The organism is Thioclava dalianensis (assembly GCF_000715505.1).
Classification (GTDB): Bacteria; Pseudomonadota; Alphaproteobacteria; order Rhodobacterales; family Rhodobacteraceae; genus Thioclava; species Thioclava dalianensis.
The window spans coordinates 41,209-53,300 of the sequence record NZ_JHEH01000023.1 but is presented as its reverse complement, the minus strand read 5'-3'; the positions used below and the strand labels follow the sequence as shown (position 1 = coordinate 53,300).

Sequence of the window (12,092 nt, the reverse complement as noted above, 5' to 3'; positions counted from 1 at the left end):
AGATCAGGCGCTATACGAAGCCGAAAACGACCAGTCCTAAAAACCCCGGAGGCACCATGAACCCCACGACCGGAGGCCGATATGGCGCTTGAATTTGAGAGTGATGTCCCGCCGGAGACTACCGGATTCATGCTGTGCAAAATCGTCGGAGACGACGACCTGAAAATCGCAGAGGCGGTCACATTCGAGAAAGGACGGCCAGCGGTCATGACGACCCTGAACCGGGCCAGCATTTCTGGCCATGTCGGCGGCGGCATCGACGGCCACACCCGCTTCTGGGCTGACCTGCTCGACGCCGACGGCGACACCATCGGTGAAATACGCCTCGACAGCGGAAGCTGGAACGCCCTGAGAACCCGCTGGATGCGCTGCTCGATGCAGCGGCCCAGCTAACGCCGGAGGCACCATGCCAAGGAAGAACGCCCGCCCAGCTGCGAAGAAGGCAGCGAAGCGCAGATCCGAAAACGCGGCGAAGAAACACAAGCAGCGCCGCCATATTCCCCCGCAGACCATGGCAATGCATGGGGCTGCCATTGCCGCCATGTCTACCTTTGCGGCCCGCAACCTTGCCATGCGACGTGACCCCGAAATCAACATCATCATCAATGATGATCCTCAAGATCTCTACGAATCCTAAAAACGCCGGAGGCCAAGGACAATGCCAATCCGCCCCGAGAACCGAAGTCGATACCCTGACGACTGGAACGCCATCAGCGCGCGGGTCCGCGAGGAAGCCGGGCAGCGGTGCGAATGGTGCAGTGTGGAGAACGGCGCGACGATCTTGCGCGGCAGCGACAATCAAGACGGCGCGTCGCTGCCCGCATACCGCTACGCAGATGCGTCGGCACACGACCACTCGTTTCATGCGCAGACTGGAGAGCCGATCCCGGGCGCGGATTGGGACACCTTCGACCCCAACGCGCGCGGTCCGGTCAAGGTCATCCTGACCGTCGCGCATCTTGACCATCAACCCGAAAACTGCGCGCGCGACAACCTGCGCGCCCTCTGCCAAGCCTGCCACAACGCCTATGACGCGCCGATGAGGGCGAGAGGCATCGCAGAACGGAAGCGGGCGAAGCGCGCTATTTCCGATCTTTTCCCCAAGCCCAACTAACTCCCCCGGTGTTTCAGACTCGTTTTCCGGCGCGGGCCAGCATGGCCCGAACCCAGCCTCCGCAGTACCCGGGCCGCTCATGGCAGAGGAATTGGCGATGGTCCCTCACTGCGGCCTCAAAGTCGCGGCGGGTGTGTCTCGATTTGCTGGCATCGGTACCCTTCGTAGCGGCACACCCCGCGCACATTTGAGGTAGCGTTGCAGGGTTCATTCGAGCAAGTCTGCGCAGCTGCTGGCGGCTGATCTTCGGAGCTTTGCCGTTCGGCTCGTATGAAAGGCATGACACGCCAGCGCCATCGTCCTGTACGAACCCATTTTCAGGCCAAGGCGCACCGTCTCCAGAGAGGTGTTCAATCATCGACTCGCAAATATCGCACCCCGGCATACGAGCACAGGCTGCGCATGTCACTTTCCAGCAATCCTGCCAGTCGGCCTCGTCTTGCGGCTTGTACGGTTCGCACGGCATCATGACATCTTCACTACCAGTCCGCGCGCTTTTTGATCTCAGCATCACGCTGTTTGCGCAGATCAACGGCGCGATCACGCAGCTTGCGGTTCTCTTCGCTCAGGCGAAAGACTTCCTTGATGCCCGCATCCATTTCGCGCCCAAGCGTCATGATCATCGCGCTGGCCCGGCGCTCGATGTCACTGGCATAGTCATGATCTAAATCAGCGATGAGTGCTGCGCGATCATCTGGCCCACAATCGACATATTTGGATATCTTAGGGGTTTCCACTGGCTTCATACCTTTCACTTGTCGCCCTCCTTCACTTGGTGCTTCGCCGCGCGCGCTAGAGCGATAGCTTCGCGCGCATTCACAACAGGGTTCACGCGCTTTGCGGCCAGCGCACGGCGGTGCTCAATCTCCAACCGCTCGAATATCGGCTCATAGGCTGGAGAAATGCCGACAAGGACCGCGACGATCTCAAGAGACCGCTCAATGCGGCCGAGATCCCTGCCCCGGATATTCTCGGCCCGGCTCATAGCGGGATCACCTCACCGCTCTCTAGCTTCATCAGCCCATCCCCAGCGCGGATTTGTCGTAGTCATGCTGCACCCATCATACGGTCGATTGCGTCGATCTCGTGATCCACGAACTTGCCGATGTAGTCGGTCTGGTGGGCGCGAAACCGACTGCACCAGTCTTTGCGCCGCGCCGCGTGCAGAACTGCGCGCTGGCTGATGCCAAGGCGCTGCGCCACTTCCTTCATGGTGATGTCCCAGCCAATGGGGTTGCATATGGCCCAGATCCTGAACTCTATCGCCATGTGCTTCGCTTTGAGGCGTGCGGTCATTTCTTCCATCCCTGCTTGATTACTCGGCCCGTGGCACGGTCGATCACCGAGCCGTCGAGCATCTTTTTCAGACCCGTAGCCTTTGACCCCGGCACCGGATTCCGCGTCGGGCGGAAAGTGCCGTCGTGCTTTTTCTTCACCCGCTTCGCCTTCGCGATCCGGGTTACATCGGTCTTGGTTTTCTCTTTGTGGCAGTGGCAGTGAACGGGGCGCATGTTCGACGGATCATCGGCACCACCCAGAGCGAACGGGATGACGTGTTCGACTTCCCAATCCTCGCGGGCCGAATTGATCCTCTCCTCGCAGAGGTAGCAGAGGTAGCCGTTCGCTTGCAGAACGTCTGCCCTCTGCCACTTCGTGAGGCGCTTTCGCTTGCGCCCCTCCACTTATGCCCCCTGATCCCGATAGAACTGCACTTCCTCCATGATCGAGGCGTGGATCTCAGGGGCCTCGACCTCGGCGCGCTTGATACCTTCCTCGTGCTGTTTGAGGACGGTATCGACATCACCATCGAGAAGATCGCCACCGATCTTGTTGCGCAGCTGGAGCGCCCACGAGAGATCTTTCTCAGGCTCCTCCTTGCCCCGTTTGGAATGCTTCAAACCGCCGTCATCATGCTCGGGCTCGGGATCTTGATCAGCCTCGGGCGCGCTCTCCTGCTTCTTGGCGGCAGGTTTGCGCTCTTCTTTCTGCTCGTCCTTCGGCGCGGCGTCCTGTTCCGGGGTCACGTCGCGCATCTTTGGTTCGGCCTTGGTCTTTTCGGCAGAACGCTGCTCTTCCTTCTCTGGTTCGTCGGACTCGTCCTCGATCTCGCCATCCATATTGATCGTCACGCCATCGGTCGGATCCATTGCGAACGCGGCATAGTCAGCGCGGTTTTCATCGATCTCGACAGCATCGCGGAACTCGACGGAGAGCGGGAGATATTTGGATAGCGCACGGATGGCGGTCTTCTTCGCCATCTCGTCCTCATAGGCCACCCACGGGTGCGTCTTCTCCTTCCCGTAGCGCACCGCCGACTGATAGCCCTGCGACCCGTCGCGGATCTTCATGATGTGCGCCCACGGCAGGACCACATAGGCATGGCCACCATCCTTGAACTGCGCGATCGCGTAGGCATCGAGCTTTTCGCCCTGCTGCGGGCCGGGCTGGTGACGCAGCTTGGCATCCGTCCCTTCCTCGTAGAGCCAGAGCTTGTCATCGCTGTAGTGGATGTTCGCGGAGATCGAGGTGATATGACCGGAACGGCGTGCAAGATCGATCAGCCCCTTGTATCCGACGATCACCTGAACCTCTGTGATGTTCTTGCGCTTGTTGTCGAACGGAACGAGATAGGCATGGCCCAAGATCGTGTTCGGTTCGAGCCCGAGCGAGGCACATTGCATCATCGCGCCCAGGAAGGAGATCGGCTCGCACTGTTGCAGCTTCGGCGTCGTGCGGATCGCATTCGCCACCACGCGCATCATGCGCTCTGGGGTGAGGTGCTTCGCCGCGACGGCTGCCAGCTGATCGCGGGCCCCTTCATTCTTCAAGAGCCCCTGCACATTGCTGACTTGGCGGAGCGGTGTTTTTGTAAGGTTCATGCTCATGCTGCCACCTTTTTCTCATTGAGCTTGAAGCCAGCGGGCGCGACTTTCTCGCCCTTCTGGGAGCGCACTTCCGCGTTCGCGAGCCGTGTCAGGAGCTCGGCAACCTCTGGATTCTCGCGGAACGCCATGAATGCGTGATTGATGTTCGTGATCTCGCATTCATAGACTTTGCGCAGCGACATCGAGCGGCCTGCGCCGGTCGCGCTGCCCGCCTTCGCGGTCTTCGCCTTGGAGGCAGATTTCACCGCCTTCTCGGCTTCCTTGATCGCGTCAGCGGCATCGACCTCGCCCGACACGTCATTGCGCGTCTCAGCCGCGGCGGCGGCGCGGCGAGCCTCTTCGAGCTTGGCCTCTGCCTCGGCCCGCGCGGCAGCCTGCTCGGCGGCGATACGCTCGTTCTCCTTCGAGATCCAAATCGCCTGCATCGCCTTCATGTCGTCAGCGACCTTTTCCAGCTTCGCGGTGAGCGAGGTGTATGCCTTTTGCACTTCCTTGCCGCGATCATCGTGGATCTTCTTGTCGGCCTTGCGCTGTTCCTCGACCTTCTTGTAGAGCCCACGCGCGCCGGTCACGAAGTCAGTCAGGCGTTCGGATTGCTCTTTCGTGGTGATCTCCTTGAGATCCTTCCATGCTCCGCAGGCATCGCAGAACGCCATCACGTTGTTGCCCAGCGTGGCATGGGCGGTCACGTCATAGGGGGGCGGATCGGCCTGCTTCGCGGCTTCGGCTTTCGCAGCTTCAACCTTGTCTTCGAGCTCGCCAGCCGATTTGACGGGCGGCAGGACGGGCAGGATCTCGGGCGGGTTGTTGTGGCCCCGGTCGGGCAGGGTTTCATGGGATGTCATGGTCGCATCGGTTCCTTTGTGAGATCAATTTCCTTCATCACTGCCCGCATCTCGGGCAGCGTCTCTTTCATTGCGATCAGGGCGTCATGTTCGCCGCGTGTGATCGGGTTCTTGCAAACGCGGCTCCATGCGTTTTCCGCATTGCGCCGTTCCCCGTCGATCTCGCACCGATAGGTTTCCGGCTGAGCCAGTTCGCCGGTCTCTGGATCGATCTCGCGCTCGACCCAAATCCGCGCCGCAACCCAAGGCCCCCCCTTGACCAGCTTGGTCTTGAACCAGCCGCATTCTGGCTGGCCGTCATGGAGCGGCGGATCCTCACCGGCCAGCGCGGCGCGGTGCCACGCGTAAAGTTCCATGATGGGGGTCGGCTCACGCATTCTCTTCGACGGCCTCCCGGGCGAAGAGTTCGCGGTTTTTGTCGAGATCTATAAAGTCGTCGCAGGCCCGGCGCAGCTTGTCGGATGCAGCTGCAATGGTCGAAATGACGGACACCCGGATCCCAGCACGCTGCAACGCTTCGACAAGCGGCACATAGGCGCCGTCGCCGGTCCACAGGTGGATTTCATCAACACGCCCGATCATGCCAACGGCAATCAGCGTGATATCAACCCGCACATCTGCATCGCGCAGGCTGACATGCCCATCATCAGAGATGAACTCTTTCCCGGCGCGACGCACGACGCGGAATCCATTATACTCCAGCCAATCGAGCAGCTTCGCGATTGGATTGTGGTGATCATCGTCTGGGCGCGTACCAGTCGCATAGTACCGAGCAAGGCAATTGTAGCGGTTGTGATAAGCCGCATAGACCTTGCTCCAGTCGATGCCAAAGCATGATGCGCGCGCTGCGGAAAAGGTATTTGCCCCGTCAACGATCATCGCGACTCTATTCTTGTCAGACATCATTCCCTCTAAATTTATTTGTCGAATGATAGCTTGCTGCCATCGGATGACGCCCCCGCGAGGGCGCACACCGATGGCTCACCGCAACAGCGACAAGGGATCGATGATGATCAGAAACTGAATGACGATCATGCTGATGGAGCCGCCGAACATTCCGGCTGCGACCGGCGCAAACCAGCTCGGCATGCAACCGCGCTCGCGCTCCAATTCCATTCTGGCCTGACGGGCTAGGTCATAGTCGCAGCGCCCGGCACCATGATTGACGAGGCAGTGAATCGCCTCCTCCTTGGTCGCGCGGGAAATGTGGCTGCGGGTCTCGCTATGCAAGAGACGCCGCGCAACCTCCTGTGACATCACGGCAGGGTTGCGCGGCGGTCTGTTTTCCGGGTTCATATCTGCTGCTCCTGTTCCTTATTTGGAAACATTAGGCGCAGGACTTCATCCGGTCAATGCAAAAGTTTCTTTATTGGATACTATCGCCGCCAGAGGTTAACGCCAGCTCTGGCGGAACAGCGACAACAATTTTGCTGCACGAGGCCAACTTTTGGTCAAACACCGATTCGTACCACCGGGACAGAGCGTGGATATGGAACAGCCCGGGCTCCGATCCATTGCGGACGGTCCCGATCATCGTCTGACCGCCCTCGATCTGCGCGATGCAAGGTTTACCGAGATCTTCCGGATCTACACCATCGCGATTCTCGTCGTAGAACACGACCGTCCCGCGCTCCCATGCGGGCGTAATGTTCTCGCTGGCGATGATCGCGGCACACAAGTCATGCCCCCTGATTATGGCAGGAATCACGATGTCAGGCAGCAAACCAGCCTCCAAATGCGTAATCACACCCCCAGCCGTGACGGCATATTTGGTCTGCGCCGTCGAAAGATGCGCGTTCGGCAGGGGGTAGCCAGTGATCTTTGCGATGGCGAGCATTTCCTTTGCCAGAAACTCGCGGCTGCCGTTGAGCATCTTTGATATCTTGCTCTTTTGCGTCCGAATGCCGGTTTCCCGCTCCAGCGCGGCGGCCAGATCCGTCTGGTTCATGTCGGCATGCGCCATCGCGCTACGGCACCAGTCTTCAATCTCGTTCATTAGTTTTCCTCGAAAAATACGGGCCTCAGTTACAGGCCTATCATGGCATCAAAAAACATAGTTGCGAAATAAGCATCTTTAGTTGTTGATCAAGAGTTCCTAAAACAGATACACAATGCTGCACATACGTGTCTATTCTACCAAGAGCAGAAACAACGGGGACTCTATGGCAGACCAACTCGAAGCAGCAAAGGCTCTGATCGAAAATTTGGGAGGCCCGACAAAGGTCTCCGAATCGCTCGGGCTCCACCGATCCACTGTTCAACGCTGGGTCATGACATTCGACAAAGGCGGGCGGTCCGGCGTGATCAAGAGCACTCAGCTTTCGCGGCTGTTCGCTCTCGCTGACAGCGCTGGGGTGCAATACGACCGCGCCGACTTCGTGCCGCGTGCGGGGCAGATCTGATGGCGATCATCAAGACCCTGCCCTTCACCGTCACCCTGCCCTTTCCCGGGCATTGCCTATCACCGAACAAGAAGCAGCACCCAATGCAGCTGCACCGGGCGCGCAAGGCATACAAGACGCATGCTGGTCAAGAACTGGTTGCTCAGGGCATCCGGCGCATTAAACATGATGGCAGCCCGATCACGGTTTCCATGCGCTTCGTACCGCCGGGAAACTTCCCATATGACCGAGACAACCTGACATCGCGCATGAAATCCGGTCTCGATGCGATCGCTCACGCGATTGGCGTCGATGATTATCTGTTCCGGCCACAACCACCAATCCTTGATCCAGCCGAAGGCCGAAAGGCCGCGCGCGTCGAAGTGACTCTGTCACGCGAGGTCGAGCATGACAGCTAGCACCGAGGACAACAGACCAAAGAAGCGGGTGACGATCCCTTTCACACCGTGGAACCCAGAGGCGGCGCATCTCTTGACGCCGCAACAGAAATTAGCGGATCGGACCGAGAAGAAGCCCGCGCGCGTTCCGCCATCAGAGCGCCTGACTGCCCCGCTGCGGGATGTCCTGCAGCACTATCCCGGCGTTCACACCCCAAAAATTCCCGAGATCCTGCGCAAGCGCCACGACATCGAGGCGAACGCGGAACGAGTGAGACACGTTCTCTACGCGATGCGGAGCCGCGGGGAAGCCACCTCAGAACCAGATATGAGCATCAGACCGATCACGGATCGCTGGTGGCTGGCAAAGGCCTAACCAATGAGCAAAACCCCATACATGCAGCTATGGGTGCCGGACTTCATCGCTGACGTGCAAGAGCTCGATGCACGCGAAGTCGGCGCCTACATCCTCCTACTCATGTCGATGTGGCAGCGAGGCGGAAGCCTGCCGAACGACCACAAAAAGCTACAGCGTGTCGCGCGGATCTCGCGCGGCTGGCCGAAGATATGGGAGGCGATCTGCCCCTATTTTGAGATCAGCAACGGCAAGGTATCGAATGAGCGCCTGCGCAAAGAACTCACGAAAGCGCGCAACAAGTCCGAAATTAATTCCGAGAATGGCGCGCTCGGCGGTAAAGCTAAAGCATTGAAATATAACGAAGCGACTCTAGCGAACGCTAGAAATTCGCCAAAGCAGCCAGAACCAGAGTCAAAGGTAGGTGGTGGTGGTGCGCGCGCGCACACGCGAGGCGAGAAATCCCCATCAGCTGATGCCACATGGCGCGAGCGGATCCTTCGGACCATCGGCGTCCCTGATCCGGTGTCCGGTCTCACGGGCCACGGCGGGCGAATGCTCGGCACACAGACCGACATGCTGGAGGCCGGGCGGTGGTCAAACGACCTTGGACTGAGCCACGAGGAAATCCTCACCACAATTGCCGAGTGCATGCAGACGAAGCGCGACGGCCTTCCCAGCAAATTCTCATATTTCACCGCGCCGATGCGCCGTCTTGCAGCGGAAAAGCAGGCGCTTCCCCTCCAACCTGCCGAAGGAGATCTCCATGGACCCCAATCTTCCATCAGCGCGGGCGCAAGTCGTCACCCCAGAAGCGGCGGCGCGCATCATAACCTGCTCGCAGGCTTTTCGCGGGCAGCGGATCGGTTCGAAGACTGAGGCCGATCAGCTGCGCGCACAGGTGGACGAGCTCAAGCGGCCCGCGCCGACCAAATGGATCACCGCGCGGATCGCAACGCTCCTGACGCACTATTTCGCCGCCGACATTCCGCCACAGGTGCAAGAGGCCATTGCTGCCGATTGGGTCGCGGCGCTGCGTGGAAACCCCGCATGGGCTATCGCCCGGGCCTGTCAGTGGTGGATCTCCGCCGAGAACACCGCGCGCCGCAAGCGCCCGCTCCCGGGCGACATCGAGGAGCGAGCCGCAATCGAGATGGGGCCGGTGCGTGTGGCCGAGGCGGTTCTGGGGTTCGGCATCAAGTCGCGCCCAGAAATCGACCACACCCGAGAGCCCCGTGGCGGAGAGATCCCGCTCGAACGGCGGCGCGCGCAGTCGCAGGAGCTGCTTGGCAGCGCTGTTTCGTGGCCGGAGGCGCGGCGGGAGTCAAAGGGCGAAAAATGAACGAGATCCACCCAGCACAGCGCGCGCGGGAGCGCGGCATCACATCGGTGGATGGGCTCACGCTGGTGCGGGCGATAGAGCGCGCGATCCGCGCAAAGGATGACAAGCTGGTTGAGCGCGTCATGCCAGCTGCGGGCGGCGGCTTCATCTATCGCTTCCGCGTGCCAGTCGAAGGGATCTTCTACGCGATCTCGGAGGAGCATGGCCGGGTCCGCACGATCATCACCCAAGAAATGCTGAGATATTACAAACGCCGCCGCAGGTTTTCGAAGAAAAAACGGGACCGGAACAGAGGGTCAAATCCATGATCGAGCATATCGTCAACATCTCGGGCGGTAAGGACAGCACGGCGACATACCTCCTTGCAATCGAGCGCGGGCGCCCTTTCCGCGCGGTCTGGGCCGATACGGGCCATGAGCATCCGGCGACGGTCGATTTCATCAAGGACTTGTCGCGCAAGACGGGCGGGCCGGAGATTGAGGCAGTTCGCGCAGACTTCACCGAGCGCATGGCGAAGAAGCGTGCGTTCATCCAGCGCAAGTGGGCCGAACACGGCGTGCCAAGTGATCGGATAGAACGGGCTCTTGATATCATTCAGCCGACTGGAAATCCGTTTCTTGATCTGTGCCTCTGGAAAGGACGTTTCCCATCAGCCGGCGCGCAGTTCTGCACGCAGCATCTCAAGATCGAGCCCGTCGAACATGTTTTGACGCCAGCCCTTGAGCATGGCGACGTGGTGCAATGGCTTGGCATCCGCCGTGCAGAGAGCAGGCGCCGGGCTGACACGCCGCGCGTTCGCCGCGTCCGCTGGATCGAGCCGAAGCGAAGCATGATCTATTTCGCGCCGATAGCACATTGGGGCTGGAATGCGGTCTTTTGGATGCATGAGCGACATGGCATCGATCCGAACCCGCTCTACGGGCTTGGTGCATCCCGTGTCGGGTGCTGGCCATGCATCAATGCCAGAAAGAGCGAGTTGAAGCTGATCGGGCAGCATGACCCAGAGGCTATCGCGAAGCTCATGGAATGGGAGGTTCTTGTGGCGGAAGCATCCAAGCGGGGCGCGGCCACGTTCTTCGCCAGCGATACGACACCGGAAGGCGCGGCAGCAGCGAAGCGCGGAGAAACAGGCGCAACTGGAGAATACCGGTTTCCACGAGCCGACGAGGTATTCGAGTGGGCGAAGACAGATCGCGGCGGGCGTCAGTATCCCATGTTCGAACCTGCTTGTGCCTCGGAATACGGGATGTGTGAATGATGACCGCCGCAACCAAACCCAAGGTGATCATCTCTCGCGACCTGAAAACCGCCGTCATGTCGAAAGGGGCATGGCGCAGCAAGATCCGCGCATCTGATCTGCCCGGATGGCTGAATTTCTACACCAAGCTCGCGGCCCGCCGCCCAGGTGTTTATGGCGCGTGGATCGATCCGATCAAGAAGGCAATCGCCCTGATGGAGGCGACATGATCGATCCTAACCAGATCACCCGCGAATGGATCGAGATGCGACCGTTCGGCGGCTTCCAGATGATCATGGCAGATCCGCCGTGGAGGATGGAAACATGGTCAGATCGAGGGGCGACCAAGAAGGGTGCGCGTGGCCAATATGAGTGCCAAGGGCTGGATTGGATCAAGGCGCTCCCGGTAGGCGATGCGCTTGCGGCTGACCACTGCGTACTCTGGCTATGGATCACCAATCCAATGATCCCGCAGGGGCTCGATGTGCTGGCAGCGTGGGGCTTCACCTTCAAAACGGCTGGCCATTGGGTCAAACGCACGACCCACGGCAAGCTCGCCTTCGGGACCGGCTACATCTTCCGGTGCGCGGGCGAACCCTATCTGATCGGGACGCGCGGAAAACCGAAGACCTCGCGTTCGGTGCGCTCCGTGATCGAGGGCAAGGTGAGAGAGCATTCCCGCAAACCTGACGAGGCATTCATCGAGGCAGAGCGGCTGATACCTGATGTCCCGCGCGTCGAGCTGTTCTCCCGTCAGAAGCGAGCAGGCTGGGTCACATGGGGAAATCAAACCGAAAAATTTGGAGCGCAGAATGGCTAAATACTACTACCCGGATGACGTTGTGATCTCGCATGAAAACGGACAGCGCACAGCGCGTCTTGCGTTCAGTGTCGAGATCCTTCCAGACCAAACCATTTCGATCAGGACAGAAAAGCCGGTCAGGTGGAATGGAGTAGATCTTATCTATCTTCATCGTGCCGTTGAGGACATCTGGTTGAGGGCGCGGGATCGCTATCGCGCAGGAGTAATTGAGGCCTTCCTCAGCAAGCACCCGCTTGTCGCTAAATCTCGCAAGAGAGAGCAGGCATACACGGCTGAAACGGGCTGCACCCTCTCTGATGGGATCTCAAAATATCGAAAATGGGAAAAACTTAAATACGGCAACTGTGTTTAAGCGGAACGACAAGCTCGCCAATGTGCAGCAATAGTTGCTAATTTAGCAACTTTTCTGTTTACGGTGCGATTTTCTCGCACTAGAAAAGTGACATGAGGCGGCGCTCAGCGCAGGCCGACAGTCACAGGAGACAGAAATGCAGACCAACAAACACAGCATAGACGGCGCGACCGATCTCAACGGCTTGACGGAGATCTATGAGGCGTACTGCGCCGCCTATGGCCTCGAACTGATCAGCGCCGACGAGCAGCTTCTTCGGCAGATCGAGGCCCGGAACCATGAGCGCGCCGACTGGCTCCGCGCCTTCTGCGCCCGCTGGGAGCGCATCGAAAGCGATCAAGTGGAGGGCGCGCAGTGACC

Annotated in this window: 24 protein-coding genes; 14 read left to right on the top strand and 10 right to left on the bottom strand. The window is 59.6% G+C overall.

The features are described 5' to 3' along the window. Positions 1-81: 81 nt before the first annotated feature. Genes DL1_RS15385 through DL1_RS20990 form a run of 3 tightly spaced genes read left to right on the top strand, consistent with a single transcriptional unit; the run spans position 82 to position 1,114 of the window. The gene (locus DL1_RS15385) at positions 82-393 is read left to right on the top strand and encodes a hypothetical protein (RefSeq protein ID WP_038068002.1); all 312 of its coding nucleotides are present in this window, start codon (positions 82-84) and stop codon (positions 391-393) included. Between the two features lie 13 nt (positions 394-406). Continuing rightward, complete coding sequence (locus DL1_RS15380) at positions 407-637, top strand: hypothetical protein (RefSeq protein WP_038068000.1); 231 nt, start codon at positions 407-409, stop codon at positions 635-637. A 21-nt stretch (positions 638-658) separates the two neighbouring features. After that, entirely contained in the window at positions 659-1,114 is a 456-nt protein-coding gene (locus DL1_RS20990; RefSeq protein ID WP_143081711.1) for a hypothetical protein, read from the top strand. Between the two features lie 479 nt (positions 1,115-1,593). Here the strand turns inward: DL1_RS20990 and DL1_RS15370 are convergent, their stop codons facing one another. The 10 genes from DL1_RS15370 to DL1_RS15325 all read right to left on the bottom strand — a co-directional run bounded on the left by DL1_RS15370 (position 1,594) and on the right by DL1_RS15325 (position 6,840). Continuing rightward, positions 1,594-1,869 (bottom strand): hypothetical protein, encoded by a 276-nt coding sequence (locus DL1_RS15370; protein ID WP_143081712.1) that lies wholly within the window; start codon positions 1,867-1,869, stop codon positions 1,594-1,596. Next, on the bottom strand, positions 1,866-2,099 hold the full coding sequence (locus DL1_RS15365; protein WP_038067998.1) for a hypothetical protein: 234 nt from the start codon (positions 2,097-2,099) through the stop codon (positions 1,866-1,868). Before DL1_RS15365 ends, DL1_RS15370 begins: the two co-directional genes overlap by 4 nt. Positions 2,100-2,161: 62 nt before the next feature. Continuing rightward, the gene (locus tag DL1_RS15360) at positions 2,162-2,410 is read right to left on the bottom strand and encodes a hypothetical protein (protein ID WP_038067996.1); all 249 of its coding nucleotides are present in this window, start codon (positions 2,408-2,410) and stop codon (positions 2,162-2,164) included. Beyond that, complete coding sequence (locus DL1_RS15355) at positions 2,407-2,796, bottom strand: HNH endonuclease (protein WP_051693609.1); 390 nt, start codon at positions 2,794-2,796, stop codon at positions 2,407-2,409. The genes DL1_RS15360 and DL1_RS15355 overlap by 4 nt, the downstream gene beginning before the upstream one ends. Further along, the gene (locus tag DL1_RS15350) at positions 2,797-3,993 is read right to left on the bottom strand and encodes a recombinase RecT (protein ID WP_051693608.1); all 1,197 of its coding nucleotides are present in this window, start codon (positions 3,991-3,993) and stop codon (positions 2,797-2,799) included. Positions 3,994-3,995: 2 nt separating this feature from the next. Further along, positions 3,996-4,844 carry a hypothetical protein gene (locus DL1_RS15345; protein WP_038067994.1) on the bottom strand — a complete coding sequence of 283 codons (849 nt, stop codon included), beginning with the start codon at positions 4,842-4,844 and terminating at the stop codon, positions 3,996-3,998. Next, a complete protein-coding gene (locus DL1_RS15340) occupies positions 4,841-5,221 on the bottom strand; it encodes a hypothetical protein (RefSeq protein WP_038067993.1) in 381 nt (126 codons plus the stop codon). Before DL1_RS15340 ends, DL1_RS15345 begins: the two co-directional genes overlap by 4 nt. Continuing rightward, positions 5,214-5,747, bottom strand: coding sequence for a LabA-like NYN domain-containing protein (locus DL1_RS15335; protein WP_074854953.1), 534 nt, complete (start codon positions 5,745-5,747; stop codon positions 5,214-5,216). The genes DL1_RS15340 and DL1_RS15335 overlap by 8 nt, the downstream gene beginning before the upstream one ends. Positions 5,748-5,825: 78 nt before the next feature. Further along, on the bottom strand, positions 5,826-6,140 hold the full coding sequence (locus DL1_RS15330) for a hypothetical protein (protein WP_038067990.1): 315 nt from the start codon (positions 6,138-6,140) through the stop codon (positions 5,826-5,828). Positions 6,141-6,210: 70 nt separating this feature from the next. Then, a complete protein-coding gene (locus DL1_RS15325) occupies positions 6,211-6,840 on the bottom strand; it encodes a transcriptional regulator (protein WP_038067988.1) in 630 nt (209 codons plus the stop codon). A gap of 166 nt (positions 6,841-7,006) precedes the next feature. Here DL1_RS15325 and DL1_RS15320 point away from each other — a divergent pair, with 166 nt between their 5' ends. The 11 genes from DL1_RS15320 (at position 7,007) to DL1_RS15270 (ending at position 12,090) form a co-directional block, all read left to right on the top strand. Next, a complete protein-coding gene (locus DL1_RS15320) occupies positions 7,007-7,246 on the top strand; it encodes a helix-turn-helix domain-containing protein (protein WP_038067987.1) in 240 nt (79 codons plus the stop codon). Then, positions 7,246-7,644: a hypothetical protein gene (locus tag DL1_RS15315; protein WP_051693607.1), complete on the top strand. Its 399-nt coding sequence runs from the start codon at positions 7,246-7,248 to the stop codon at positions 7,642-7,644. The genes DL1_RS15320 and DL1_RS15315 overlap by 1 nt, the downstream gene beginning before the upstream one ends. Continuing rightward, entirely contained in the window at positions 7,634-7,999 is a 366-nt protein-coding gene (locus tag DL1_RS15310) for a hypothetical protein (protein WP_038067986.1), read from the top strand. The genes DL1_RS15315 and DL1_RS15310 overlap by 11 nt, the downstream gene beginning before the upstream one ends. Before the next feature lie 3 nt (positions 8,000-8,002). After that, complete coding sequence (locus DL1_RS20985; protein ID WP_081856362.1) at positions 8,003-8,857, top strand: YdaU family protein; 855 nt, start codon at positions 8,003-8,005, stop codon at positions 8,855-8,857. Further along, complete coding sequence (locus DL1_RS15300; protein ID WP_156022742.1) at positions 8,745-9,320, top strand: hypothetical protein; 576 nt, start codon at positions 8,745-8,747, stop codon at positions 9,318-9,320. The genes DL1_RS20985 and DL1_RS15300 overlap by 113 nt, the downstream gene beginning before the upstream one ends. Next, positions 9,317-9,628: a hypothetical protein gene (locus tag DL1_RS15295; RefSeq protein WP_038067984.1), complete on the top strand. Its 312-nt coding sequence runs from the start codon at positions 9,317-9,319 to the stop codon at positions 9,626-9,628. Before DL1_RS15300 ends, DL1_RS15295 begins: the two co-directional genes overlap by 4 nt. Continuing rightward, the gene (locus DL1_RS15290; RefSeq protein ID WP_038067983.1) at positions 9,625-10,578 is read left to right on the top strand and encodes a phosphoadenosine phosphosulfate reductase domain-containing protein; all 954 of its coding nucleotides are present in this window, start codon (positions 9,625-9,627) and stop codon (positions 10,576-10,578) included. The genes DL1_RS15295 and DL1_RS15290 overlap by 4 nt, the downstream gene beginning before the upstream one ends. Continuing rightward, positions 10,575-10,787 carry a hypothetical protein gene (locus tag DL1_RS15285; protein ID WP_038067982.1) on the top strand — a complete coding sequence of 71 codons (213 nt, stop codon included), beginning with the start codon at positions 10,575-10,577 and terminating at the stop codon, positions 10,785-10,787. The genes DL1_RS15290 and DL1_RS15285 overlap by 4 nt, the downstream gene beginning before the upstream one ends. After that, positions 10,784-11,377: an MT-A70 family methyltransferase gene (locus DL1_RS15280; protein WP_177195340.1), complete on the top strand. Its 594-nt coding sequence runs from the start codon at positions 10,784-10,786 to the stop codon at positions 11,375-11,377. The genes DL1_RS15285 and DL1_RS15280 overlap by 4 nt, the downstream gene beginning before the upstream one ends. Beyond that, positions 11,370-11,732, top strand: a complete 363-nt coding sequence (locus tag DL1_RS15275) for a hypothetical protein (protein ID WP_038067981.1) — start codon at positions 11,370-11,372, stop codon at positions 11,730-11,732. Before DL1_RS15280 ends, DL1_RS15275 begins: the two co-directional genes overlap by 8 nt. A gap of 136 nt (positions 11,733-11,868) precedes the next feature. Further along, positions 11,869-12,090, top strand: coding sequence for a hypothetical protein (locus DL1_RS15270; protein ID WP_038067980.1), 222 nt, complete (start codon positions 11,869-11,871; stop codon positions 12,088-12,090). Positions 12,091-12,092 lie beyond the last annotated feature (2 nt).